We start from the raw sequence: 25,930 nt of genomic DNA, 5'->3' as shown, positions 1-25,930 counted from the left end.
TAATAAATCTAATAAAACTAAAAAACAAACTAAAAAAATTATTTTTTCCCTTTTAGGATTATCCGTTCAGGGATTTGATTACGAGTGCGATGTTCTCGCCGAACTTTCTTACCGTACGGACGCCTTCCTCGTCGTCAGCAACCTCGCCCTTGTCTCTGCCGAATGCCATATTCCAGTAATCCGAGCCGACGACTATCATATCGTTGATGAAGTAGAACATGAGGAGTTCCTGAAGCGCCGCTGTCTGACCGCCGCGTCTGCCGACGGCAATCGGACCGCCGACCATCTTGGAAAGGAATCTGTCGCCGCCGTAGGAGACCATCGAGATTCTCTGTATTGCGGACATAAGGTCTCCGCGTGCGGTGCCGAAGTAGACCGGCGAGGCTACGACAAGACCCGATGCCTCGCGAATCTTGGCGATTATATCGTTGAGCCCGTCGTCAATCGAGCATTTTCCGTGTTTGCCGCAGTATCCGCAGGCCTTGCAGGACGTGAATTCGCAGCCGGTAAACGAGATTATCTCGGTTCTGATTCCGTTGGATTCGAGTGCATCGGCACATTCCTTACAGAGTATCTCGGTGTTGCCGTTCTTTCTCGGACTTGCGTTGAGGATAATTACATCTGACATAAGCGTTATTCTCCGTCGGCATTTACAACGCCGCTATCAAAGGTTTTTCATTTATTCCTAATAATTCTTGGTGAGTTGGCGGGTGATAATATCATATTGCCTCATGGCATACCAGTTATACAGTTACAGTTAATGCGGGCGTCTTGCGATTCGGTCGGGTCACGGTTCGGTATCTCGACAAGACGTGTATGGTAGAGGCACTGAAAATGCGGGAAGACAGCGTGCACGAAAAGATAAAGCCGTTTCTGAAATGGGCGGGGGGTAAAGGTCAGCTTCTGCCCGCGATTGTGAAGCGGCTGCCCGACGGCATCGCCGATGCAAAAACCGTATATTTCGAGCCGTTCGTCGGCGGCGGCGCCGTTTACTCTTATCTGAACTCCGAATGCCGTTTCTCAAAGTGTCATATCTGCGACATCAACCGCGACCTCTACACCGCATATTATGCCGTAAAACACCGCCCTGCCGAACTTATCGCGATTCTGGAAGAATTCGCGGGCGAATACCTCCCGCTCGATGCCGAAAGGCGAAAGGAGTGCTACCTAAGGCACCGCGATTCCTTCAACGCGGCGAAGGGCACGGACGGATTCTGCGGAGGCGGAAAATCCCTCAGGGGCAAAAAGCGGAGTCATTCGCCGTCGCAGTCCGTATATCATGCCGCGGAGCTCATCTTCTTAAACCGCACCTGCTTCAACGGGCTTTATCGCGTTAACTCCGAGGGACTCTTCAACGTGCCCCACGGCAGATACAAGAACCCGAGGATTGCAAACCGCGACCTTATCCTCGCATACGGCAGGCTTCTCTCGAATACGGAGATACACTGCGGTGATTTTACCCTGCTCGAAGAAGCGATAAAGGAGCAGGGAGAGAGGGCATTCGTCTATCTCGACCCGCCTTATCGCCCGATTAGCAGAACGGCGTCTTTCAACAGCTATGCGGCGGATACCTTCGATGACGGCTCGCAGAAGAGACTCGCGGAGTTTTTCCGCAGATGCAGTGATGCCGGCGCAAGGCTCATGCTCAGCAACTCCGACCCGAAGAACACCGACCCCGGGGACAGTTTCTTCGACGACCTCTATGACGGCTTTGTAATCGAAAGAGTTAGGGCAAGCCGCAGAATCAACTCCGATGCCGGAAAACGCGGTGAGATTAACGAGATAATCATAAGAAACTATTGAACGGCGATCAATGTATTTTTAAAATTTAAAAAATCTTTCCTCAGATTTAGGAAAAAACGTAAAAGCGCCGAGAGAGAGATTTGAACTCCCGAGGCGTTGCCGCCAGTGGATTTCGAATCCACCGCCCTGCCGGACTAGACTATCTCGGCTCAAAATAAATCCGACATTACATATTGTCCATGTTAATTGATAAAAATAACGCTCTCACAACAGATGTTACAGAAGATGTGAAAAAAGATATTGAAAAAATATTATGGGATTATGCCTTTCCTTCTTTTGCCATCTGTGCCGCCGACTTTGAGATCATCATGTCGTCGACGCGGATAAGAAGGGATGCCGTCTCCGCCGCACTCTGAATTGCCTGCTTCTTGACACGCATCGGCTCAAGAACGCCTGCCTTATACATATCCTCTACCTTTCCGGTAAGGACGTTGATACCCGCGTATTTCTTGTGGGTTGTGTGCTCCTTCTTAAGGTCGACGATGATGTCGATTGCGTTGAGACCCGCATTCTCGGCAAGAGTGTTCGGAATTGCTTCAAAGACTCTTGCAAAGGCTTCGATTGCAAGCTGAACCCTTCCGCCTTCGGTTGCGGCATATTTGTTGATCTCGAGATTGAGTTCGGTATCGATTGCCGCGGCGCCGACAACATACTTTCCGTCCTCGATGGCATCCATTACGACGCGGACGGCGTCATATGCGGCACGCTCGAGTTCGTCGACGAATATCTGGTTGGAACCTTTGATGAGGATTGTGACGGTCTTTGCCTTCTTGCAGCCCATGAACTTCGTGACCTTGACGTCCTTCATCTCCTCGACAAGGTCTGCCGTGCCGAATACGTCCTTTCCGAGGTCATCGGGTGTGTTTACGATAGTGCCGCCGAGAGCGCGTGCAAATGCCTTCATGTCTTTCTCGGGAACATCCTGAATTGCCAGAATTTTGGCGTGCGAAAGGTAGTACTGGACAGCGTCGGCGATACCCTTCTGACAGAGAACGACGTTGGCGCCGGAGGCTTTGATCTTATCCGCAAATGCCTTTAATGCCGCTTTTTCGCGCTCGGAGAAAGCCGCAACCTGCTCGGATGAGGTAATCTTGATCTTTGACTTTGTCTCGGTCTTCTTGATCTCCAGCGGCTGCGAAAGAAGTGCAACTACCGCCTTTGAGACGCGCTTTGGCATACCCGTGTCGCAGCGTGTCTTGTCAATCAGGAATCCCTCGATAAGTTCGGCATCGTCGAGACTGTCGCCGACGATTGTCTTGATTCTTACGTCATCCTCGTCGACCGTGTTATTCTTGCCCGTCGCGTCCTTCTGTGCGACCTTAAGAACGGCATCGACTATGATAGGAGTTATCTTGCTCTTCATCGACTCGATTGACTTGCCGGTGATTGCGGTTGCCGCGACCTTCTCGAGCAGGTCCTTCTTCTTTATGTCGCCTTTGATTGCGTTTGCCTCAAGGACCTCGATTGCCTTGTGCATTGCAAGGTTGTATCCTTTTGCAATGACGGTCGGGTGAATGCCCTTCTTCATCAGGGATTCGGCCTCTTCCATGAGGGCGCCGATGAGAATGGTGGCTGTTGTGGTTCCGTCTCCGACCTCGTCATCCTGTGCTTCGGCAACGGAGATGACCATCTTGGCTGCGGGGTGCTCTACCTTGAGCTCGTGAAGGATTGTTGCGCCGTCGTTTGTGATTACCACATCGCCGGTCGGTGAGACGAGCATTTTGTCCATTCCGCGTGGACCAAGCGTTGTTCTGACAGCTTCCGCAATGGCTTTGCAAGCCATGATATTTGAGTGCTGTGCTTCCATTCCGCTTGTTACTTCGACATTATCTCTTAGAATTACTATAGGTTGTCCTGCTAACATTTGCAGATGCTCCTCTGTAAAGTTCTCCTCAAATGTTGAATTGTAATTCTATATATAACTTGCTGATTGTATCCGTTATGTCCCGAAAAAAATACCTGCTATCCGTAATGAAAACAGGCAGTATAACGTGGGAAATGATGGAAATATGATGGAAAATGATGGAAATATGATGGATAAATGATGGAGATATGATGGAAAATGCTGAAAAACTGACAAAAAAGAACGGATATGAATAAATGAAAAGATATGATATTCAGTCTATTCTGCTGACTCTCACAAGCGAGTATATCGGGACTTTGACGCCGCCGGCATTGACTTCCTTATCTCCGAGCTTGTCAAAGAGGACACAGACGGCAACGGGCGTTCCGCCGTGGCTTCGGATTATCTCCACAGCCTCTTTTATTGTATTGCCGCTTGTGATTACGTCATCGACAATGAGACATCTCTTGCCCGCCACATCGGCAAAACTGCTGTTGAGCGAACCCGTCGGGTTGTCGCCGGTCGCATGCTTCTTCGGGTGGAACATCGTGAACCGCGATTCGGGATCTTCGCTCGCGATTATCGCGGCAATGGGGATACCCGAGTGTGCAACGCCCACAATGACCTCGGGGAGTTTGTCGCAGATGTCTTCGTCGTCCTTAAGCTCCGCCTCGAGTGCATGGATATATCTCTTATAGAGCATTGCGGCGGCATCGTGGAGTGTATCCGAGCAGCTGCTTATCGCCGACCAGTCGATGACGATATCTTTCGGCGCCGCTTTTTCGCCTTTCTGCTGTGTCAGAAGCCATGTGATGGTCTCTGCCGAAAGGCTCATTTCATCGGCAATCTGACTGGTGCTGCGTCCTTCGGAGTGCAGAGTCTTTGCTTTCTTTATGAGTTCATCGAGTGATGACATAAATTAGAGTTGGATCTTGAACCTTATAAGTTAACCTTATGTGCCGATGCCTGCCGCGGCTTAATCCGCAATCACGCATTTACTTTATCCGCATTATCTCCGAGCCGCATACATCGCAGACTCCGGGAGCGTCGCAGAACTTCAGACAGCCCGTGCACCGATACTTCCACTGCCGTTTCTTTGCCCTGCGCATCTGAACGGGAATAACCGTAAGACCCAGGGTCTGGGCGGTATTGGAGAGTGCGAAGTCGTCGGTGACCACAATCCCTCCGATCTCGAGGGCAAGCGCAACCACGTCGCAGTCGGTCTCCGAGATTACGCCGTAATCGCCGGATTTCTTCGAAGCCGCAACAACACGCTTTCTGGTCGAAGGCGACGCCTCCGAGACGAAAAGCCGCCCGTCCTCAAGCATGGCGTCAAGTTTCGACTTCGAGCGCAGGTCTTTCATCTCGGCGACCACCGAAGGCGGCACGGCAAACTTTGTTCCCGCTATCGGAATATCCAGAAAAAAGAAAGAGGAATCGAGGACTTTAACCTGCTCGTCCGCGGCACCTGCGGCGCTGTCGCCTCCGGCACTTCGCCCATTTTCATCGGATTCGCTCATGTGAAGTCCTCGTTTTCGGTTATGTTTCCTGAAAATCAGTTCTTAAATATCGCGTTTTTGATGCACTCGGCAGCCGTTATGACCGAAGATGCCGACTCGATGGTATCGGACGAGGCAACCGACGAGAGACCGCCCGCACTGAGTCTTGCGTAGCCGCCGCTTGCGAAAACGCCGTGGACGCATGCGGCATGGACACTGACCGCACCCTGTGCCTTAAGCATACCCGATGCGGTCGCAAGCGTGCCGCCCGTGGAGATGATGTCGTCGACGATAACGACGCATCTGCCGTTTGCGTCAAGCTCCTTGGGCTGCATCGTGACCTCGGTACCCGAATGACGTGTCTTCTGAAGGTGGTCGCAGTCGAAATTAAGACCGCGTGCGACGTCGGCGGCGAAATCCGCAGCACCCGCGTCGGGCGCGAGGATTAAGGGATCGTCAAGACCAAGCGACTCGATGTATTTGCCGATATAGGGCGCCAGCGTCAGATCCTCGGCGGGAACCCTGAAATGCTTAAGGTTGTCCTTCTCGTGGTTGTTTATCGTGTAGACTTTTTTGACGCCGTCGGAGAGAGCCCTTGCAATCGCTCTTGCGCTTATCGACTCACCGTCGTTGAACTTCTTGTCCTGTCTTGCATAGCCCATATACGGGATGACGAGGGTAACCTCGGAATTCTCGCAGGCATCTATCATGAGAAGGGTCTGGATGAAGGAATCGCTGTCATTGAAACTCGATATGAGAATTGTCTCGTCATCCGTCTTTCCGGTCTTTATGTAGAGCTCGCCGTCGGGGAACTTTTTGAATTCGGTTGCGGCAAGTTCAAGACCCGTGCATTTTGCAGTTTTTGCGGCTAAAACCTGAGATTTTTCGTTGCAGAGTATTTTCATAGCTTGTGCCTCTTATAGAAAGTACTTAAACTATCACGAATGAATCTTTTAATTACTATCGTTTAAAAGAGGTAGTATTGATCCATGGATGATAGCGATAAAAATATAAATCCTCCATTAAATGAACGGGTATTGTCTGAAAACCCCGTTTCCACCCCCCTCCGCGACTCCGGCATTGCAGGGTCAGATATAAGTCGGAATGCGGTATTGTCATGCGCTGAGGAGTCACGCGCAGACATCTATAAGGAAGACTTATCCGGAGGTGACGGCGCGGCGGAGTCAACCGGCGACGAATCGGGGCAGACAGTGTCTGAGTCCGTATCCGATTCTGAGAAGGATGTATCCGAAGCGGCGGAAGCACCCGAAGCACGGGAAGATAAGATACTCGAGCATAAGGTGCCCGAGAATGAGATAACCGAACCTTCTCAAAGAGATAACCGCCCTGTCATAACCATAAGAAACGTGGGCGCGTCGGTGACCGCAGGCAACGGCGGAGATAACGGCTCGGGCAAAACGCTCATGAAGCTTGACGATATCGATCTGGATAAGATAGAGACATCCGCCGACATCGAGATACCGAAAGGGCTTATCGATCAGGTAATCGGACAGGAGCATGCCGTTGAGGTCATCAGAAAGGCGGCAACCCAGAGACGCCATGTCATGATGATAGGAACTCCGGGAACGGGTAAATCGATGCTTGCGAAAGCGATGGCGGAACTCCTTCCCAAAGAGGATCTGCAGGATATTCTGGTCTACCCCAACGGCGACGACCCGAATGTCCCCATTATCCGCACGTTCAAGGCGGGAAGCGGAAGAGAGATGGTCGCGGGTCTCAAGGCCGAGGCAAAGAAGCATGCCCAGACCCGAAATACCCTCGTAATGATACTGATATTCGGTATCCTCGGATACGCGATTATCACGGGTCAGCTCCTAATGGGTATCATAGGCGCGGCTTTCATATTCATGGCACTTCAGTATTCGCGCCCGAAAGAAGAGATAATGGTCCCCAAGCTCCTTGTCTCCAACGAGCCGGACAGCAATGCACCCTACATAGACGGCACGGGCTCGCATGCCGGCGCACTTCTGGGAGATGTCCGTCACGACCCCTTCCAGTCGGGAGGTCTCGAGACACCCGCACACGAGAGGGTCGAGGCGGGTGCGATTCACAAGGCAAACAAGGGTGTTCTCTTCATCGACGAGATAAACACGCTTACGGCACATTCCCAGCAGAATCTGCTCACCGCTCTTCAGGAGGGCGAGTTCCCGATAACCGGTCAGAGCGAGAGGTCTTCGGGTGCGATGGTAAAGACCGAGCCTGTCCCCTGCCGCTTTGTCATGGTCGCGGCGGGCAACTTCGATGCCATGGAAGGAATGCACCCGGCGCTGCGTTCCCGTATCAGAGGATACGGTTACGAGATCTTCATGAAGGATTCGATGCCGGACACGCCCGAGAACCAGAGGAAGTTCATCCGTTTCATTGCGCAGGAGATTCACAACGACGGCAAGATCCCGCCGTTTGACCGCGGCGCCATCGAGGAGATTATGCGCGAGGCAAGGCGCAGAAGCAACCGCAAAGGACATATCACGCTCAAACTCCGTGACATGGGCGGTCTTATCCGTGTTTCCGGCGATATGGCAAGGCAGGAGAACGCAAAGATTACAACGGTCGAGCACGTTCTGAAAGCCAAGGCGATTGCACGTTCGGTGGAAGACCAGATCTCGGACGACTACACGAAGAGAGCCCGCGATTATGAGCTTACAATAGTCAGCGGCGCCGAAATCGGACGCGTAAACGGTCTTGCGGTCGTTGGCTCTGATTCGGGTCAGGTCCTGCCCATCATGGCGGCAATAGCGCCCTCGCAGAGTGCGTCGGGAAGCATAATAGCCACGGGTCTTTTGAAGGAGATTGCCAAGGAGTCCATCACGAACGTGAGCGCCATAGTGAAGAAGTTCACGGGCCGCGATATCAGGAACATGGATGTGCATATTCAGTTCATAGGCACGTATAACGGCGTTGAGGGAGATTCTGCATCCGTAAGCGTGGCAACCGCGGTCATAAGCGCCGTCGAGGGCATCCCCGTAAGGCAGGATGTCGCAATGACGGGCTCGCTCTCGGTTCGCGGCAATGTCCTGCCAATCGGCGGTGCGACCTACAAGATAGAGGCTGCGGCAAAGGCGGGAATAAAGACGATTATTATCCCCAAGTCCAATCTTGCCGATGTTCTCATCGAGGACAGATACAAGGAAATGGTCGAGGTTATACCCGTGAGCGATATCTCGGACGTGCTTAAGATTGCACTTGTGGACGGTCCGGATAAAGAAGAATTCCTTAAGAAGATAGCCGAGCTTGCAAGGCTTTCTCCGGCGGACATGATCGAGAAGTTTGCACCGAAGAAGTCGGATGCGACCGCAGCCGCGAACTGAAGATAACAGACAAAATCACATTTTTCCACAATCACATTTTCCCACAATCACATTTTCCTTTTTTAAGTCTTTCATCCCGAGCAATGATGACGCAGTAGTGACACTGCACGCCAATGCGATTACCGTCAACGATACCGCAACGATGCAGCAGCACGACACAATTGCATTAAATCAACATTACAATTTGCATTACAGCAGCATTACAATCGGATTAAAACATGGTGATGAACCGGCAGAGTTACGGCAGGGGAGTTGCGGCGGGAAGTTACACAGAAAAGATAACGGGAATAAACGGAAAGAAACGGGATATAATTTTCGATATTTCAAAAGATTGTTTAAAAGCGAAAAAAAAGAACCGGTTATATTGAAATCAGTTCTTCTTGGTGTCTAAGCCGTATTTTGCGACCATTAAGTCCCAGTCGCCGCTCTTCTTGAGGTTTGCAAGACCCGTGTTGAATTTCTCGACAAGCTCGGGGTGATCCTTGCTGATACCTATAACGTATTCCTCGCCCGACGGGACCGTGCCGAGAACATTAAGGGTTCTTCCGTTCATGTTCAGCTTGATTGCCTGAACATCGGCGATAACCGTGTCAAGTTTCGTTGTGGTCTGAAGTACGTCGAGAGCATCTTCGAGTGTTTCGTAGACCTGAAGTGAAGTGGCGGGCATGCGTCCCGTATCGATTAACTCGGTCTTTACCCAGTCGGCGGAAGTCGAGCCTGCCTGTGCACCGATAATCGCTCTTCCTCTGTTTATGTCATCCATCTTCAGTGCGGAACCTGTCTTTACGGCAAATGCCTTGTTGGTTACCCAGTAAACATCGGAGAAGAGCATACTCTCCGCTCTCTCGGGTGTCTTGGAGTATGCCGAATAGATTACGTCAATCTCGCCGTTCTTGAGTGCGTTCAACAAATCTTCCCTGTTCATTGACTTGAAGATGACCTTAATGTCCTGATCGCGGGCAATGAGATTTGCGCAGTCATAGTCGAATCCCGAGACCTGTCCGTTTGCATCGGTATACGTGAACGGCGGATAGGCATCGTCGACACCTATGACAAATACTTTCTCCGAGGTGACCGTGCCTGCAGAAGTAGGCGTCGCCGTTCCCTGCGGTGTCGGGTTCGTCGTCTGTGTACATCCTGCCGTCAGAATGAGCAGTAAGAACACAAGGACTGAAAATACAGCAACATTATTTTTGTTCATGTTTGTTACTATGTGAAGTTGATATAAATAATTATTTGCAGTTTGACATGCCGCGATCATGCGAAAATTGTGTGCCGCGGGGGATTCACGGACGAAATCACGTATGAATAAATCACAAACGAATGGATTCAATTATGAATCAATTAAACCAATATAATTACAGATTACATAAATGCCGTGCGGCGGTAAAAACAATAAATCCGCACGGGTATGGGACCGTCAATGGAAAAGATTGCTGTGCCGTGGCAGATTGTCAACGGATTCGGAGGACACATTAAGGCAACCGCAACAACCCTCGTTGTTCAGAAGAAGGGTGCGGTAAGGGAGTATCCGCTCTCTGAGATAACGCACCTTCTGGTCTGCGGCGGTCACAACATCCATACCTCCGCGATAACTCAGCTCCTTAAGAACAATGCATCCGTCTCTTTCTTCGATGCCGACGGCAGACCGCTATCGGTTCTTAGGCCTTTCGGCTTTCGGCAGGACGAGGCGGTCCGAAGTCTTCAGATGAAGGCGCCGGAATACACCCGTGCCTCCGAGATTGTCCGTTCCTCGATAAAATCGCGGATGATGCTTATCGATAAGGTCTCGGAGACCGCCGGCAGAAACCTCTACTACGAGGGCGAACGCGAGTTCCTGTATAATCTCCTCGATGACGTCGAGTATCTGATAACGATGGAGGAGTTGCGGCGGATTCAGAAGCTATCCGCGGATATGTATTACGAGACGATATCGCGGTCGACAAACCCGATATTCGGATTCAGGCGCCGCACTCCGCGCCCGCATAAAGATCCGATAAATTCCATGCTCTCGTTGGGATACTCGATGCTCTTCGGCAACTGCTGCGTCTCGATAATCGGCGCCGACCTCGACGGCGATATCGGCGTGCTCCGCGAAGGTTCAATGTCTCTCGTTCTGGATCTGATTGATCCGCTTAAGGCGAAGATGGTCGATTCCGCGGTCTTTAAGATTGCCGCCGAAATCCTGAAAGAAGACAGCTATGATATCGGAACGAAGCGCTGTCATTTAAACGACGAGATTATGGATGCATTGACCGACGAACTTCACATGTCGATAAACCAGAACGATATCGACAGATGCGTGCTCTCTTACCGCGATTCCATCGCCGAAAATCAGTCGTTCAAGATAAATTACTGAATCGATATTTACTGAATAACGGCAAAAAATGCAAAGAAAACCAAAGTATGCCGAAGAAAAACGAATGAATAAAGAAATGCGCTTTTAAGGTATGCCTGTTTTTAAGGTATGCGCACGATATTGAAGCCATCGAAACTGCGCAACGGAACTTCTTTGGCGTCAATGTTTTTTACGATTGCACGCGGGCACTCGTGGAGGGACGAGATAAGTTTGTCAATCGATGCGGAGTCGCCGGTTGCCGCAAAGAAAACCCTGCCGTCATCGAGGTTTTGCACAATGCCCGTGAGCGAAAGCCCCGCGGCAATATTTCTCACGCATGCTCTGAATCCCACACCCTGCACCTTGCCGGACACGTAAGCCTCAACCGTAATTACGCGATGTAAAGCCGTATCCTCAATCCCCGACATGATATTGCCGTTACCCATACCAGATTATAATATCTGCATTGATATCAGTCTTTTCGAATGTCTCCGCGGTCGGACAGACAGGGACTGATAAAACAGGGACTAATAATAAAGAAAGAAATAAAGAAAGACGATATAATTATACGGGAATCAGTATGAGCACAATATCGGAGAATATCGGGAGCATAACGAACGGCGACCTGCAGGCAAGGCGTGCGGCGGTAAAAGAGCTTGTCGCGTTCGGGGATGAGGCAATCGAGCCTCTTATAGCGGCACTCTGCGAGATAGAAGAGAACGATGCCCGCTGGTATATCGCGGGGGCACTCGCAAGGATAGGCGAGCCCGCAATACCGCAGCTGACATATACGCTCAAGGTCTACCCCGACGACGATGTCAAACGCTACTGTGCCGCGGCACTCGGAGAGATAGGCGAGCCTGCAATCGCGGAACTGCTCGAGATCTTTGAGACCGAAGACGGCATTACACGCGGTTTTGCCTCGCAGTCGCTTGTCAGAATCGGCGAGAGCGCAATAGCGCCGCTTCAGAAATTCATAGATTCCACCGACCCCGAGAGCATCCCTCACCGTTGCGCCGTTGTCACGCTACACAAACTGCGCTTCGACCCCGAAAACGTCTGATCTGTCCGTAATCTGAAAAAATAGATATTAATTTTATTTTTTTGAAAAAGGGATTATATCTGTATATATTTTCCGCTCTCGTAGTGCTTGATAACGTCGGCAAGCCCGAGACCTTTTATGTATTTTACGAGCTCTTCGTGGTCGCGCTCATGATACATGTGCGCCGATACCGAGGTATGAGAGTACCAGCCGACACTTGCGCCGACGCCGTCGGCAATCATCTTCTGAAGGTGCACGAGGGCATACATGTTGGCGCCGAGAGCCGAGAGCATGTCGTTTGAGCGGAATTCCACATACATGTTGAGAGCGCCGTCACGCACGAAGCACTGGATTCTCTGCAGGCACGGCGGATTGTCCGAGACCGTATCCTTGTAGGGTGTCCATGTAATGCCCTGCGCACGTCGCGAATTGGGATCGGACTTCAGTTTGTCGATGATATACTCAATCTGATCTATGCCTTTTCCGTCGCCGTCGCCGATTGAAACGAGTTTTCTCTCCGCGGCATCAAAACCGCCGCAGCCCGCGTCATCCCCGCTGCCGACGGTAACCGGATAATCGAAGAGCCTGTCATGGTATGTATAGACAAAGTCGTTGTCGTTGCCGTATAAGAGATCGTGGACATACTTCTGCATGGCGCCCTCGCGGAACATATTGAGAGGGCTTACCATGTAATCCGCAAACGGCTCTTTTACATGGATATTGAGTGGTTCCGGAAGCTCAATGGTCTTTTCGTTGTCTTCCGTCACTATATATACGCCGTATTTCAGTATGGTCTTCAAGACTTCTTCATGTGCCTTGCCTATTGAGAAAGCGCGAACATTAAACATGATTCTCCCCTTTTGATCACAGATTCTGCTAACAGATCATTTACGCATGATTATTTAGTAATACGTATTTGTCTCTCGCAAGACAAGCGGCGTCATCTTTGAAGTAATCAAAAACTGATAAACCGCAATCCTGCGCCGAATGCGGAGTCGGCACAATAACTGCGGGCTGTTTACCGAAACTGCCAAGGGCATTAATTTTGAGTACTATATTAAATCAAAACGCAAATTATCAGTCATGGAAGATCATGCTCCGAAGGCGTCGCCGAAGATGAACGACTACTTCAATTCGATAGAGGACGGTCTGACGGAGTGCATAGGTATTGCGAAAGAGGCGCGAAAGAAGGGATATGACCCGCGAACCGATATAGAAATCCCCATCGCAAGCGACCTCGCCGACCGCGTCGAGGCTCTGATGGGCTACAAGGGGGTAGCCAAACGTCTCCGCGAACTCGGAAAGGAGATGTCGCGCGAAGAGGTCTCGCTTAAGATAGGTGACGATTTCGTCGCGGGAATGTTCGGAGAGACCGACAAGGTCGCAATCCTCGACCATGCAATAAGAACTTCCATGGCACTCCTGACCGAAGGTGTGGTTGCCGCGCCTACCGAAGGTATAGGAAATATCGGTATCGGCAAGAACGATGACGGCACGGAATACCTTAAGATAGCCTATGCGGGACCCATACGCAGTGCGGGCGGAACGGCGCAGGCACTCTCGGTTCTCGTCGGCGACTACGTCCGAAAAGCCCTGAAGATGAACCGCTACATCCCGCGTGACGAAGAGGTTGAGCGCTATGTCGAGGAGATAAAGAAATACAACTCGATATCGAGTCTTCAGTATCTGCCGCCGGACGACGATCTGCGCCACATCGTCCGCAACTGCCCCGTATGCATAGACGGCGAACCTACCGAGCAGGTCGAGGTCTCGGGTTATAGAAACCTCGAGAGGATTGAGACGAACGTCATCCGCGGCGGCATGTGCCTCGTCATAGCGGAGGGTATGGGTCTGAAAGCCCCCAAGATTCAGAAGATCGTCCGCAAAGTCCATATGGACGGCTGGGAGTGGCTGGACGCACTCGTCTCGGGCGCGGCGGCAAAACCCGCGGAAGAGGAGGAGAAAGACGATTCCGTCAAGATAAAGCCGAAGGACAAGTTCATCCACGATGTCCTCGGAGGAAGACCCATCTTCGCGTATCCGATGAGAAAAGGTGGTTTCCGTCTGAGATACGGGCGCTCGAGGAACACGGGCTTTGCGGGCGCGGGTTTTTCCCCCGCTACCTTACACCTTCTCGGGGATTATCTCGCGGTCGGCACTCAGATGAAGGTCGAGCGCCCGGGTAAAGCCGTGGGTGTTGTTCCCGTCGATACCATAGAAGGTCCTACGATTCGGCTGCTCAACGGCGACGTTGTCAGAATCGACACAATCCGCGAGGCGCTTCCGCTCATGAAGAGTATCTCGTCGATAATCGACGTCGGCGAGATGCTTGTGAGTTTCGGCGAGTTCCTCGAGAACAACCACGTTCTTGTCCCCGCCTCATACTGCCACGAGTGGTGGATTCAGGAGAACGACTGGAAGGAGCGCCCCAAGACCGAGAAGGAAGCGATTGCGCTCTGCAAAGAGGGTTACTATCTCCATCCCGACTTCATGTATATCTGGGACGATATCTCCTGCGAGAGACTGTTTACGCTCTCGGGATATGTCGGGGAGAAGGCATTTTTCTCGACGGCGGGAGAGACGGGCACGGCTACTGACTCAGCCGCCGGGATGACTGCGCAGGATGCGGCTCATGCGGCGGCAAACCAGACAAACGGGTCATCAAACGCGGCATCGCAGAACACGCTTCTGGACCACGGCGGTGCGGGGGATACGGCATCGGGCACTGCCGGAACTGATTCGGGGACGAAAAAGCCCGTCGCCGCCTATGACGCCGAATCCGGCAAAGGTCCCAATACAACCTACTGCCCCGCGGCGCATGTGGATCTCCCCGCGCCTTCGGATCTCATGCCGCGGGTTGTCTCCGCGGATACTCCCGTCCTCTGTATCCCCAACAATCCCGAGATAAAGGAGATTCTGGAGGAACTGCTTGTCCTTCACAAGGTGAGAAACGGCATGCTCGTCGTCGACCGTCCCCTCGTATTCCTTGCGTGTCTGGGTCTGGATGAGAATCTTAAGCGCATACATTCCCTTGATGACGAAGAGACGCAGAAGGTTGCGGCGGAGCACAGGTCAAACTCGCTTGAGCTTGCCGGGCATCTTTCGGGATTTAAGATGCGCTCGAAGGCGGGAACGAGGATCGGCGGCAGAATGGGACGCCCCGGCAAGTCAAAGCCGCGTGAGATGACGGGTAAGCCGCATGTGCTCTTCCCCGTCGGCGCCGAGGGCGGTTCGCGCCGTTCTTTCCAGGAGGCCTCCAAGAGCAAGGAGGCGGATACCAACAGCGGCGATATCGAGAAAGGCTTTGCCATTGTCGGCAGCGGCACCTCGGGAATCGTCGAGATGGAGGTCGGGCTGCGCGAGTGCGAGGTCTGCGGAAAGGAGACATTCCGCAATATCTGCGATTGCGGCGGTCACACCATGCCCGTATATCACTGCCCCAAATGCGGAATGAGGCTTGAGGCAGGCGCTCTCTGCCCCAGATGCGGGGATGTCGAAGGAACCTGCGTTCAGCAGCTGAAGGTCGACATCAAGAGCGAGTACAACAATGCGCTCGAGCATCTCGGCATGCTCAACTCCGAGATTAAGATTCTCAAGGGCGTAAAGGGTATGTCGTCGGCGGAGAAATGCGTGGAAGTCCTCGAGAAAGGTCTTATTCGCGCCAGAAACAATCTCTGCGTCTTCAAAGACGGCACGGTGCGCTACGATATGATTGATCTGCCGCTTACGCATTTCCGCCCGAGCGAGATCTCGGTTCCGTGGTCGCGGCTCGTCGAACTGGGTTACGACTACGACGTCTACGGCAAACCGCTTCGGAGCGATTCGCAGGTTCTTGAGCTTAAATGTCAGGATATCCTCGTCTCCGAGGACTGCGGCAACTGGCTCTGCAATGTGGCGAAGTTCATCGACGAGATGATGGTCGATTTATACGGCATGAGTCCGTATTACAATGCGAAGAAGAAGGAGGACCTTGTCGGTCAGCTTCTGATAGGTCTTGCGCCGCATACGAGTGCCGGCGTCCTGGTGCGCCTTATCGGCTTTACGCAGGCGCTTGTCGGCTACGGTCACCCGTATTTCCACGCGGCGAAGAGGCGTAACTGCGACGGCGACGAGGACTGCGTAATGCTCCTTCTCGACGGTCTCATCAACTTCTCCAAGGCTTTCCTCCCCGCGACACGCGGCGGTTCGATGGATGCGCCGCTGGTTCTTACAAAGCGCATAGACCCCAAGGAGGTCGACGGCGAGTCGCACAATGTGGATGCCTGCGATCACTATCCGCTCAGGGTCTATCTCGGCGGTCTGGAATACGCGAATCCTAAGGATATCTCGAAGGAGATAGACAATGTCGATTCGAGGCTCGGGTCGCCGGCGCAGTATGAGGGTATCATGTTCACGCACGATACCACCGACATTTCCGCCGGTCCCCACGTCTCATCCTACAACACCATCAAGTCCATGTCCGATAAGCTGGATGCGCAACTTGAACTCGGAAGGATTATCCGCGCCGTCGACGAGAGCGATCTCGCCGAGAGAATCTTAAAGACGCATTTCCTGCGCGATATTATGGGTAATCTCAACTCGTTCTCGAAGCAGAAACTGCGCTGCACCAAATGCGGCGCTAAATACCGGCGCATGCCGCTGGCGGGGAAGTGCACGGTATGCGGCAATTCGCTGAATGCGACAATCTACGAGGGTTCAATCAAGAAGTATCTTGAGCCTTCCATCCGCATGTGCGAGGAGTATGATATCTCGGAGTATACGAGGCAGAGGGTCGAGGTGCTCAATCTCTTCATAAAGTCGACCTTTGGAGAGCCGCCGCAGGAACAGCTGGATCTCTCGAGTTTCATGTGACGCATGTGACGTATGCGGGCCGCATGCGATGCCGCGATGTTGCGGTTGCGGAAAAACCCCCTAATTCTTTTTGAAATTATCCCTTAATGCTATTCTTTAAATTTACCGACCGCAAATATTACTGGGACGATTTTGTATCGTATCTCATGCGAGGATAGCCAAGTGGTCAACGGCGCCCGACTCAAGATCGGGTCCTTAGTGGTTCGCGGGTTCGACTCCCTCTCCTCGCACTTATTTCCTGTTTAATCTTTGATATTCGCCCGTATTCTGCCGTGACGTTTAATTGGATATGTTTAATTATCAGCAATAACAACATGGTAATGTATTTTTACACCAATCGAGTGCGTTTGGGCCTATAGCTCAGTTAGGCAGAGCGCCTGACTTTTAATCAGGTGGTCGGGGGTTCAAATCCCCTTGGGCCCGCTGTTTTCCCGTTTTGTATTTTGTTTTGAATCCTGTTTTGAATTTTTATGAATTATTTTTTGAATTATTTTTTGAAAATTTTCGGAATTTTCAAAGATAAAATCGTTCGATAATGGCGCAAAATAAAAAAACGGTAAAAAGTTGTTATCTCGATGCCGCACAGAACGCATCGTACATACTGTAAAGCCATATGAATATGCATATCACGAGCGGTATCAGAGAAATTATCGGCAGACCCACAAGCAGTGAGACGCTTGAAAACAGTGTAATACCTCCGAATATTACCCATAAGACGAATAAAAATACAGCCTTCAGGAACTGTCCCGTATAGAACTGGCCGAGTCCCGGTATGAAAAATGACAGAATTACTGCCAGAATTGCTGATGCCATAAGAGAAAAATGTTTTCTTATAATAAAAAGTTTCTCAAAACCGGTTCTCGAACCATGTTCTCAAAAGAAAATTTAAACAAAAATCAGCGGGATTTTGCCGCACAGTAAGCGTCATACATACCGTATACCCACAGGAATAAATAGATCATAAATGCCAGGAACGCAAAGCCTCTGCCCAACGAATACGACATGAATGTGCCCGTAAAATATAATGTGCATGACATATGCCCTAAAAACAGAATCAGAACGAATAATCCGACTGCCTTCAGGAACTGTCCCGTATAGAACTGACCGAGTCCGGGGATGAAGAATGAAAGTATTGCTGCCAGAATTGCCGATGCCATAACTAAAAACTGATTCTGTAAAAATAAAAAGTTTGCTGAATTAAAATTAATATTAAAATTAAAAAAATCATTTGGATTTTGCCGCACAATACGCGTCATACATGCTGTAGATCCATAAAGCGAAATAGCCGATGAAGGCAATGAGCGGAATGATATTGTTCGATAACGAAGGTAATGTGCCCGTGGTAAATAACGGCATGTAAATGTATGACGACAGATGTGCCAAGCCGATGGATGCAATGAAAAATCCGACCGCCTTCAGAAACTGCCCCGTATAGAACTGACCTAGTCCGGGTATGAAAAATGACAGAATAACTGCCAGAATTGGTGATGCCATGGATAAGAATCTTTTTTATTGCAATAAATAGGTTGCCGCCTTTACAATCGGAAAAATCAATCCGAAAATCATTCGCAGACGATATCGTAGACCGCATGGTGCTGGGTCGGCGAATAGGATCGCACAATCTTCTCGTCTATCCTTCCCGACGTAAATTCCCGCAGAACGGGGAGCATCTCGCCCTTTTCGGACTGCAGGGTATAGTAATGGATAACGCCGCCGGTCTTCGCAAGCGAAAACGCCGTCTTAAGAAATGCCGTCGAGGTCATGGGCAGATTCATGATAATCCTGTCAAACGAGTGCGGCGCAAGATACCCATCGAGGTCAAGAGCGTCGGCAAGCATGGGTATTACGTTATCGGCGCGGTTAATGCGCAGATTTTCGCAGAGGAGTCCGACCGCGCCCGGGTTTATGTCACCCGCGTATATGACCGAGGCCTTCTTCGAGAGCGCAATAGGGAAGGGACCTACGCCCGTGAACATATCCAGAACACGCTCGCCCTCTTTCATCAGCCCCAAAACCCGTTGCCGCTCGTTTGCGAGGCGTGCGGAGAAGTATGCGACAGCAAGATCGATTGTGAAACGGTTATTGTATTCGATATAGCTTGTGCGGGTCGTTTCGACGCCCGCAAGGACCTTGAATTTCTTTATCCTGTATTCCCCGAAGACGGGGCTCTCGCAGTGGAGGACGGTGTGGATTGACGGCCGCGACTTTAAGAGAGATTCTGCCTCGGCAGGATCGTCGTCCTGCATAATCGCTATGCCGCCGATGAGTTCGTGGCGTGCGGGCTCGCGGCCGCGTTCACGCGACTCGAATTCGTATCTGCCGATATCGTAATTGCAGCCCAACTCATCGGGTAAGGCAATCCCATCCGAGACTATCGGAAATATCAGAAAATCGCCGTCGGCGACGGGTTTCAGATTAGGGCACCACCCGCCGCTTCCGAGAAGATACCTTCTGAAAGTCTCGCCTTTTGATTTCGGAACTTTAATTCCCCACTGACCGACCGTCATGAACCGTTTAACCGTCATAATATAGTATCTGATAGAACAAATAGTTAGATAATGAAAGAGTATATCGAGAGGCTCAGAGACGGCAGTCTGAAGATGCATGCCATTGAAAGTGAGGTTGAGGACACCGACAGGGCAGTCGCGATAAGACGCGCATTTATCGAAGAGGAGACCGGCAATTCCTTTAAGACCGCGGGCAGCTACTCAATGTCGACGGAGAGGGCGGCAAAGAAGAACTGCGAGAATATGATAGGCGCCGTTCAGATTCCCCTCGGAGTCGCGGGAAAACTGAAGGTCAACGGCGAATACGCAGACGGCGAGTTCTATATCCCGCTTGCGACCACGGAAGGCGCACTCATCGCCTCAATCAACCGCGGCTGCAAGGCAATCACGAAGGCTGGCGGCGCCGATGTGAGGATTCAGCGCGACGGCATGACAAGAGCGCCCGTATTTGCGGCAAAGTCCGTCGCACACGCCATGGATATTATCCGCTGGGTCGAGACCCACCGCGATGAGCTCAAAGCCGCCGCCGAATCTACGACTTCGCACGGAAAGCTCACCGATATCACATGCTTCATAGTCGGAACGAGCGTATACACGAGAATCGAGTTCTTCACCGGCGATGCCATGGGCATGAACATGGTGACCATCGCCTCCGAGAAGATAGCGGAGATAATCGCTGAGAAGACCGGCGCCGTCCTCGTCGCCCTCTCGGGCAACCTCTGCTGCGACAAGAAACCCGCGGCGGTAAACCTTGTAATGGGACGCGGAAAGACCGTTGCCGCCGGCGTATTCCTCTCCGACGATATGGTAAGGGATATCTTCAAGACGGATGCGAAGACGATGATGGAGGTCAACAACCGCAAGAATCTCGAAGGCTCGGCACGTGCCGGCGCACTGGGATTCAATGCCCATGCGGCAAACGTCATCGCCGCCATGTTCCTCGCATGCGGTCAGGACCCCGCACATGTCGTGGAAGGATCGAATACCATAACGACGGTCGATCTGGTCGAAGGCGGCGTCTATGTCGCGGTTACGCTCCCCTCGCTTCAGGTAGGCACCATCGGCGGCGGAACGGGTCTGGATACCCAGCACGAATGCCTCTCTCTCCTCGGCTGTGCGGGCGGCGGTGAGAAATCGGGCGATAACTCGAAGAAACTTGCCGAGATAATCGCATCCGCGGTTCTGGCGGGCGAACTCTCGCTTATCGGCGCTCTCGGCGCGGGTCACCTCGCACGCGCACACAAGACGCTCGGCAGATAATCGGATTATTAAAAAAGTGCAAAGTCTAAAAATTCGATAAAACAGTTAATAATGCGTCAAAGCGTAAAACTCATTCACAATAATCAAAACTTTTAAGCATTATAATCGCATCTTCGCCGTCGGGGTAGTAGCCGCCGATGACAAAGACCTGCGAGAAACCCATTTTCTGATAGATGCGCTGTGCCGTGATATTCGAGACTCTTACTTCCAGTTGCAGACCCCCGGCACCGAGGACGGCGCATTCGTATTCCACACGCTGAATCAGACGCCCGCCTATGCCCCTCCCGCGGAACTCGGGCGCAACCGCGATATTCATGATATGTCCGTATATTGTGCTGCCGCCGTCCTCGATGCCGGCGCAGACGAAGCCCACAATCCGTCCGCAGAGATCGGCGGCGAAGAATGTCCCCGGGTAATAGAAGAGTGCGTCCATGAAGCCCTTCTCGTCCCACGGGTTCCTGAAGTATTCCTTTTCCATCGCCGCTATTGTAGGAATGTCCTTCATCTCGACCCGTCTTATTATGATACCGTCTGACACCGCTCTCAAGCCCGCCGAATATCTCCGAGGCCTGCCGCGGCAGACCGAACTCGGATATGCATATTAGTCGTAATGAGAAATAAATATCACATAAATCTCAGGCGGGAATCTCTCACGGGATTCCCGGAAGTCAAGAGAAGATATGGTGAGACAATGGTAAACATATACAGTTTTCCCGCACTCCGTCCGATAAAAGAGAAAGCAGAGGCGGTCGCATGCGTCCCTTACGACGTTGTGACCGCAAAGGAAGCCCGCGAGTGCATAGAAAAGCATCCGCAGTCGTTCATGCGGGTCACCAGACCCGACTCGATAATGCCCGATGTCGACCCGAAAGACCCGAAGGTCTACGCCGCCGCCAAAAAAACCTTTGAGGATATGATTGATTCGGGTGTCTTCGTCCGCGACGACAGCCCTTCGATATACGTATACCGTGCGGACTACGGGCATGCCGTCTACACGGGTTTTGTCGCCGACGTCTCGGTAAAGGACTACGAGGACAATAAAATCCGCCGTCACGAACTCACCCGCTACGACAAGGAGGAGGACAGAACGAACCATATCGACGTCACAAACGCAAATACGGGGCTTGTCATCCTTCTCTACCGCGATGTCGCAAAAATCTCCGAATACATTTGTTCTCTTATAAGGGGTAAGGCCGCCGACGGCACCGCCACGGGCGATACCGGCGTAAAGCACGAGATCTTCAGGATCAGCGATGAAGCGGTCATAAGAAAGCTCACCGAGACCTTTAAGGGAATAGATACTCTCTATATCGCCGACGGTCACCACAGGGCAAAATCCTCGGTCAATGTCGCACAGAGGCGCAGAAAAGAGGGCAGGGACACGGAAGAGTCGGAACGTTTCATGGCGGTAATCTTCGCGGAGGACACCGTAAAGATTCACGGATACTCGCGTCTGCTCGCGGATCTGGGAGAATACAGCGAGGAATCATTCATCGGCGCCCTCAAAGAGAGGTATACCGTGACGCCGTATGACAACCCCGACAGGACAAAGTCGCGGATTGTTCCCAAAACCGTTGCGACCGCAGGCAAGCCGCTTCACATCTTCCACATGTATATCGGCGGCAGATGGTATGAGCTGACCGCGCCCGTGAAGGCGCCGGAGAAGATTATCGAGTCCCTCGATGTCTCGGATCTTCAGGAGAGGGTTCTTGACGGCATGCTCGGAATAAAAGACCCGCGCGGCGATAAGAGGCTTGATTTCATGGGCGGCTCCTATCCGATATCCGAGCTCGAAAGACTCGTGGACGCGGGCGAATACATTGCCGCATTCTCGATTCAGCCCGTAAGCGTCGGAACCGTCCTCGATGTTGCCGACCGCGGCGAGATAATGCCGCCGAAGTCCACGTGGTTCGAGCCGAAGGTTCTCTCTGGTCTTGTGATTCACACGCTTGAGTGACGGAGCATCAAAAAAGAGGGGGCAGACATTCCGATATGATGAAGAATGATTCGGGTCTGCTCTCTCTTGATTTTATCGTCGGATTTACCGTTTTTTTAGCGGCATTCATTGTCGTAATCGGCATGCTGCCCGGAGTTTACGTCAATATCCAGAGTTCATCCGCAGACTCCGGCCGCGACATGACCGCATACCGTACCGGCGTCATCCTTGCCGAAGATTCGGGTATTTCTTCCGATGGCATACCGTGGGAGCAGCAGCCTCCGATGCGCCCCGAAAACATCGTTAGACTTGGTCTTGCCGTCTCGAAAGAGACTCCGAATATCCTCTCGCCCGAAAAGATTGAGCGTTTTTATAACGTTCCCGCGTATTTCAACCTGACCGCCGATGAGTATCGCGCTAAACTGCTCTTCGGAGAGCGCCCCCGCAACTTCAATATCTCGTTCAAAGAGGACGGCAAAGAGACTTTGTATATCGGCGACCGCGTGCCTGACGCCGGATACGGATTTTCCAAGTGCTATGTGAAGGTAAAGGATGCGGGCAGGCTGGTTGTTCCCGCCGGAGATCTCACCCGCGATGGCGTAACCATAGAACTGCCCGAAGGTGCGGATGAATACATATATCGGAACACAACTTCGTTCATCCTCTCCCATGCGAACCTCTCCGACAGGTCGGTTCCGCCCGCATACAGGATTGACCCGAAGACCGAGAGGGCGGTTATCGTAATCGGCGGCATAAACACGGTTCTCGGCGTTCAGGACGGCATATCTTCGGCGGTAATCGAGAGCGTCGGGCTTTTCGCAGACGGCGATGAGGTTGCAATGCCGCAAAACGGCGGTAATGAGCCGTATAATATGTCGAATAAGCCATATATCTGCACGGTTGACGGAATGCCGGTTGAAACCGGCTCGGAAATACATGTAAAGGATGCGGGAGTTCTGGAGTTCGTACTCTATCCGAACGCGATCTATTTCCCTAATTCCGACTCAAAACTCGAGATTCGGTTTAACATGAGATATACCTGCCTCACGGACGGCGAATACCGTTTCATTCAGGGGGAGACGGATTATGACTATGACTCGCCGTATCTGATTCCCCTGCATCTGACCGACGGCGTTCTGGAGGTCTGTATATGGTAAAGGTGTCAAAATCGGTAAATTCGTCAAAACCGGCGTTTTACACTCGCGAATGCGGTCAGCTCTTCGCCATGGAAGGTCTGATTGCGGCGGCAATCATGATCACTGCCGCATATCTGGCTTTGGGAACGGTTATTCTGCCGGCAAACGCCGATATGCACGTCTCCGAGATGCAGTTAAAGCAGATCGGCGACGACCTTCTCCATATGATGGATGTCCCCGACGGCAACGGGGGCACGGGGTATCTGGAGTCCGTCGTGTATAATGCGAGCCCGAATCGCGGTCCCGTGGCAAATTCGCAGGCGGGCGCCGCGTTCAATGCCACTTTCATAAATTACCTGCGAAAAAGCACGGGAGCGACGATAAACGCGGACACACTGCGCTATTCCGCGGCGATATACTGCGTCGACGACTCGGGTGAGGTAGTTCGGCTGCCTTTCGCGAATTACGGCGACAACACGGGCAGAAACCCGTCGGTATGCTGCGCAAGGTATGTCGCGGCGAACGACTGGGGGCTTATCGGGCAGAGTTCTTCGGATACCGCAGTAAGACTTGAGGTTCTGCTCTGGAGAGATTAGCTATGGCAACTGTGCGGTCAAAGATGAAGAAATCGGACGATAACGCCGAGTGGATACTGCTTATGGGTATTATCGTAAGTCTTGCGATAATCTTCATGGCAATACTGCTCAACCTTTCGGCTGCCGCGGTTCAGACTCCCTCGGAATCGGTCATGGAGTTTCCGAAGAGTCAGATACGGGATATTCAGTCGGAGCTGACCGATGCCGCGGTCAAATCGGACTCAGAATTCGATTCCGATTCCGAATCGGAATCGGCTTTCGAGGCAAAACTGGATGCAATACGAAAACTTGCTATGGCAAGGGACGGCGCGGTCGTTGAAGCAAACCTCACATACGGCAGATATGCGGATGCGGAATACGTTTACGCGGAATTAACCGTGCATTACAACAACGGAGTTACGGAATATGACGGGACATACCTCCTGCCGAAGAAACTTTGAGAACGAAGAAGCGGTCATCACCGCCGTCGAATACATCGTCATCACCGGCATACTGATGGTTATGCTGATAATTACGGTTCTGACCGTAAATCATCTGTTCATTGAAGGACCTTCGGATACGCTGCGATATAATTCGTATCTCGATACCGGCGAGAGGCTGAGCGCGAGAATAGTCGATATGGAGATGCTCGCACCCGAATCGGGAAGGATTGTCACGCGATTGGATATTCCGCGGGAAGTCGCGGGAAAGAGCTTTAATGTCAGTTTCGTTCCCGAAATTGCCGGCAGCGACGGAGATCTGAGCGGTATCGCGGTCGGCGACGGGCACGTGACCTGCTTTGTGTCCGTAATCGGCGGCGATGACGGCGTTCTCAAAGGAAATTTCACGGGTTACGGGTATGTTCTCGAATACGATTCCGGAGGGAGATGAGCGGATATGGAACGGAAAGATAAGCCGAAACGGGCAGTTTTGCGGACCGTGAATAGCGCGGGCAACACGAATAACGCGGGCAGAACGGGCGAAGATGCCGTCTCGGAAGCGATAGGCTACATCCTTATATTCACGATTACGGTAATCGGAATTGCGATGATAACCGTATACGCCTATCCGCTCCTTCTCCAGTCGCAGGCTCATGCCGATGAAATCTCCGCTGAGCAGACCATGCTCACGCTTAGGAACGATATCCGGGCGCTGACCTTCGGAAATGTACCGTATCGCGAGACAACCGTCAGAATCGCCGGCGGAAACCTTGAACTCATCCCTGCGGCGGATTCCGCGGATAAGTTCGTGCTGGAGTATCCGCAGGCATCCGGCGGCGGTTACGTGACCCGCGATTTCAAATCGGGGGAACTGCGCTACAGTCAGAACGCGGTGACGGGCGGGGGAACGGCGGTATTTTCGCTTGAGAACGGCGCCGTTCTTAAGAGAGAGAAAGGCGCGGCAGGCTCGCTCATGGCTGCGGAACCGCGATGGTATTTCGATGCCGACGACGGCGAAAACAGCGGCACCCTCGTCATCGTACTTACAAAACTGGAAGGCGAACGGCGTTATTCGTCGGGCGGCATCCGCGATATCCGCCTGAGCATGACGACCGCGCCCGAGACTGTGGACGAGGATTACGTGACGGCACGGGACGGGCATGCGCCGCTCGGAGCACAGACAATTTCGCTTGAGTATATCCCCGACCGCGAAAACGATCTATCGAAAGGCTGGGAGAACTACCTCACTGGCGGCATCGCGGGATGTCTCGCCGGCGGCGGTTTCAAAAAATCGGGCACGAAATACGTATTCGACAACGTAAAACGCCTTGTCGTCAAGACTTACACGATTACCGTCGAAGATATGTGACC

General features: G+C 52.1%; 26 protein-coding genes and 3 tRNA genes. 15 read left to right on the top strand and 14 right to left on the bottom strand.

Annotated features, from left to right (window positions below; all coding sequences use genetic code 11):
• Positions 1–58 precede the first annotated feature (58 nt).
• Complete coding sequence (locus T502_RS01245) at positions 59–628, bottom strand: flavodoxin family protein (RefSeq protein ID WP_042705255.1); 570 nt, start codon at positions 626–628, stop codon at positions 59–61.
• A gap of 188 nt (positions 629–816) precedes the next feature.
• Here T502_RS01245 and T502_RS01240 point away from each other — a divergent pair, with 188 nt between their 5' ends.
• Positions 817–1,803 (top strand): DNA adenine methylase, encoded by a 987-nt coding sequence (locus T502_RS01240; RefSeq protein WP_157197432.1) that lies wholly within the window; start codon positions 817–819, stop codon positions 1,801–1,803.
• A gap of 65 nt (positions 1,804–1,868) precedes the next feature.
• Here the strand turns inward: T502_RS01240 and T502_RS01235 are convergent.
• The 5 genes from T502_RS01235 to T502_RS01215 all read right to left on the bottom strand — a co-directional run bounded on the left by T502_RS01235 (position 1,869) and on the right by T502_RS01215 (position 6,050).
• A tRNA-Ser gene (locus T502_RS01235) sits at positions 1,869–1,952 on the bottom strand.
• Between the two features lie 110 nt (positions 1,953–2,062).
• A complete protein-coding gene (gene thsA, locus T502_RS01230; RefSeq protein ID WP_042705254.1) occupies positions 2,063–3,667 on the bottom strand; it encodes a thermosome subunit alpha in 1,605 nt (534 codons plus the stop codon).
• A 253-nt stretch (positions 3,668–3,920) separates the two neighbouring features.
• Positions 3,921–4,562, bottom strand: a complete 642-nt coding sequence (locus T502_RS01225) for an orotate phosphoribosyltransferase-like protein (protein WP_042705253.1) — start codon at positions 4,560–4,562, stop codon at positions 3,921–3,923.
• Positions 4,563–4,641: 79 nt separating this feature from the next.
• Positions 4,642–5,166 carry an NOB1 family endonuclease gene (locus tag T502_RS01220; RefSeq protein ID WP_084172931.1) on the bottom strand — a complete coding sequence of 175 codons (525 nt, stop codon included), beginning with the start codon at positions 5,164–5,166 and terminating at the stop codon, positions 4,642–4,644.
• Between the two features lie 35 nt (positions 5,167–5,201).
• Positions 5,202–6,050 (bottom strand): ribose-phosphate diphosphokinase, encoded by an 849-nt coding sequence (locus tag T502_RS01215; RefSeq protein ID WP_042705252.1) that lies wholly within the window; start codon positions 6,048–6,050, stop codon positions 5,202–5,204.
• A 519-nt stretch (positions 6,051–6,569) separates the two neighbouring features.
• On the opposite strand from T502_RS01215, the gene lonB reads away from it, so the two are divergent.
• Both lonB and T502_RS08845 read left to right on the top strand, forming a co-directional pair.
• The gene (gene lonB, locus T502_RS01210) at positions 6,570–8,474 is read left to right on the top strand and encodes an ATP-dependent protease LonB (RefSeq protein ID WP_052359049.1); all 1,905 of its coding nucleotides are present in this window, start codon (positions 6,570–6,572) and stop codon (positions 8,472–8,474) included.
• Positions 8,475–8,692: 218 nt separating this feature from the next.
• Positions 8,693–8,842, top strand: a complete 150-nt coding sequence (locus T502_RS08845) for a hypothetical protein (protein ID WP_157197431.1) — start codon at positions 8,693–8,695, stop codon at positions 8,840–8,842.
• A gap of 2 nt (positions 8,843–8,844) precedes the next feature.
• On the opposite strand, the gene T502_RS01205 is transcribed toward T502_RS08845, so the two are convergent.
• Positions 8,845–9,639 (bottom strand): ABC transporter substrate-binding protein, encoded by a 795-nt coding sequence (locus tag T502_RS01205; protein ID WP_042705251.1) that lies wholly within the window; start codon positions 9,637–9,639, stop codon positions 8,845–8,847.
• A 258-nt stretch (positions 9,640–9,897) separates the two neighbouring features.
• Here T502_RS01205 and cas1 point away from each other — a divergent pair, with 258 nt between their 5' ends.
• On the top strand, positions 9,898–10,833 hold the full coding sequence (gene cas1 / locus T502_RS01200; RefSeq protein WP_042705250.1) for a CRISPR-associated endonuclease Cas1: 936 nt from the start codon (positions 9,898–9,900) through the stop codon (positions 10,831–10,833).
• 101 nt (positions 10,834–10,934) lie between these two features.
• On the opposite strand, the gene T502_RS01195 is transcribed toward cas1, so the two are convergent.
• Entirely contained in the window at positions 10,935–11,258 is a 324-nt protein-coding gene (locus T502_RS01195; protein ID WP_052358959.1) for an acylphosphatase, read from the bottom strand.
• Positions 11,259–11,392: 134 nt separating this feature from the next.
• Here T502_RS01195 and T502_RS01190 point away from each other — a divergent pair, with 134 nt between their 5' ends.
• Positions 11,393–11,875 carry a HEAT repeat domain-containing protein gene (locus T502_RS01190; RefSeq protein ID WP_052358958.1) on the top strand — a complete coding sequence of 161 codons (483 nt, stop codon included), beginning with the start codon at positions 11,393–11,395 and terminating at the stop codon, positions 11,873–11,875.
• 53 nt (positions 11,876–11,928) lie between these two features.
• Here the strand turns inward: T502_RS01190 and T502_RS01185 are convergent, their stop codons facing one another.
• A complete protein-coding gene (locus T502_RS01185; protein ID WP_042705249.1) occupies positions 11,929–12,702 on the bottom strand; it encodes a thymidylate synthase in 774 nt (257 codons plus the stop codon).
• 235 nt (positions 12,703–12,937) lie between these two features.
• On the opposite strand from T502_RS01185, the gene polC reads away from it, so the two are divergent.
• From polC to T502_RS01165, 3 genes are all read left to right on the top strand, one after another.
• Entirely contained in the window at positions 12,938–16,705 is a 3,768-nt protein-coding gene (gene polC / locus T502_RS09090; protein WP_245597728.1) for a DNA polymerase II large subunit, read from the top strand.
• 148 nt (positions 16,706–16,853) lie between these two features.
• A tRNA-Leu gene (locus T502_RS01170) sits at positions 16,854–16,935 on the top strand.
• A gap of 119 nt (positions 16,936–17,054) precedes the next feature.
• Positions 17,055–17,128 (top strand) — tRNA-Lys (locus T502_RS01165).
• A gap of 144 nt (positions 17,129–17,272) precedes the next feature.
• On the opposite strand, the gene T502_RS01160 is transcribed toward T502_RS01165, so the two are convergent.
• From T502_RS01160 to T502_RS01145, 4 genes are all read right to left on the bottom strand, one after another.
• On the bottom strand, positions 17,273–17,518 hold the full coding sequence (locus tag T502_RS01160) for a hypothetical protein (RefSeq protein ID WP_042705248.1): 246 nt from the start codon (positions 17,516–17,518) through the stop codon (positions 17,273–17,275).
• Positions 17,519–17,601: 83 nt separating this feature from the next.
• Positions 17,602–17,862, bottom strand: a complete 261-nt coding sequence (locus T502_RS01155) for a hypothetical protein (protein WP_042705247.1) — start codon at positions 17,860–17,862, stop codon at positions 17,602–17,604.
• A gap of 67 nt (positions 17,863–17,929) precedes the next feature.
• Positions 17,930–18,199: a hypothetical protein gene (locus tag T502_RS01150; RefSeq protein ID WP_042705246.1), complete on the bottom strand. Its 270-nt coding sequence runs from the start codon at positions 18,197–18,199 to the stop codon at positions 17,930–17,932.
• 68 nt (positions 18,200–18,267) lie between these two features.
• Entirely contained in the window at positions 18,268–19,230 is a 963-nt protein-coding gene (locus tag T502_RS01145; RefSeq protein ID WP_245597727.1) for a class I SAM-dependent methyltransferase, read from the bottom strand.
• Between the two features lie 33 nt (positions 19,231–19,263).
• On the opposite strand from T502_RS01145, the gene hmgA reads away from it, so the two are divergent.
• Positions 19,264–20,472: a hydroxymethylglutaryl-CoA reductase (NADPH) gene (gene hmgA, locus T502_RS01140; protein ID WP_042705245.1), complete on the top strand. Its 1,209-nt coding sequence runs from the start codon at positions 19,264–19,266 to the stop codon at positions 20,470–20,472.
• A 70-nt stretch (positions 20,473–20,542) separates the two neighbouring features.
• On the opposite strand, the gene rimI is transcribed toward hmgA, so the two are convergent.
• Positions 20,543–20,977, bottom strand: a complete 435-nt coding sequence (rimI, locus tag T502_RS01135; protein WP_052359047.1) for a ribosomal protein S18-alanine N-acetyltransferase — start codon at positions 20,975–20,977, stop codon at positions 20,543–20,545.
• 186 nt (positions 20,978–21,163) lie between these two features.
• On the opposite strand from rimI, the gene T502_RS01130 reads away from it, so the two are divergent.
• Genes T502_RS01130 through T502_RS01105 form a run of 6 tightly spaced genes read left to right on the top strand, consistent with a single transcriptional unit; the run spans position 21,164 to position 25,928 of the window.
• Positions 21,164–22,429: a DUF1015 domain-containing protein gene (locus T502_RS01130; RefSeq protein WP_042705445.1), complete on the top strand. Its 1,266-nt coding sequence runs from the start codon at positions 21,164–21,166 to the stop codon at positions 22,427–22,429.
• A gap of 35 nt (positions 22,430–22,464) precedes the next feature.
• Entirely contained in the window at positions 22,465–23,565 is a 1,101-nt protein-coding gene (locus T502_RS01125; RefSeq protein ID WP_042705243.1) for a hypothetical protein, read from the top strand.
• The gene (locus T502_RS01120) at positions 23,559–24,140 is read left to right on the top strand and encodes a DUF7288 family protein (RefSeq protein ID WP_042705242.1); all 582 of its coding nucleotides are present in this window, start codon (positions 23,559–23,561) and stop codon (positions 24,138–24,140) included. The genes T502_RS01125 and T502_RS01120 overlap by 7 nt, the downstream gene beginning before the upstream one ends.
• 2 nt (positions 24,141–24,142) lie before the next feature.
• Positions 24,143–24,580: a hypothetical protein gene (locus T502_RS08440; protein WP_052358956.1), complete on the top strand. Its 438-nt coding sequence runs from the start codon at positions 24,143–24,145 to the stop codon at positions 24,578–24,580.
• Positions 24,546–25,010, top strand: a complete 465-nt coding sequence (locus T502_RS01110; RefSeq protein WP_042705241.1) for a hypothetical protein — start codon at positions 24,546–24,548, stop codon at positions 25,008–25,010. Before T502_RS08440 ends, T502_RS01110 begins: the two co-directional genes overlap by 35 nt.
• A 6-nt stretch (positions 25,011–25,016) precedes the next feature.
• A complete protein-coding gene (locus T502_RS01105; protein WP_042705240.1) occupies positions 25,017–25,928 on the top strand; it encodes a DUF7289 family protein in 912 nt (303 codons plus the stop codon).
• Positions 25,929–25,930: the final 2 nt, after the last annotated feature.

The organism is Methanomicrobium mobile BP, from assembly GCF_000711215.1.
Lineage (GTDB): Archaea > Halobacteriota > Methanomicrobia > Methanomicrobiales > Methanomicrobiaceae > Methanomicrobium > Methanomicrobium mobile.
This window is presented reverse-complemented; position numbering and strand designations above follow the sequence as displayed.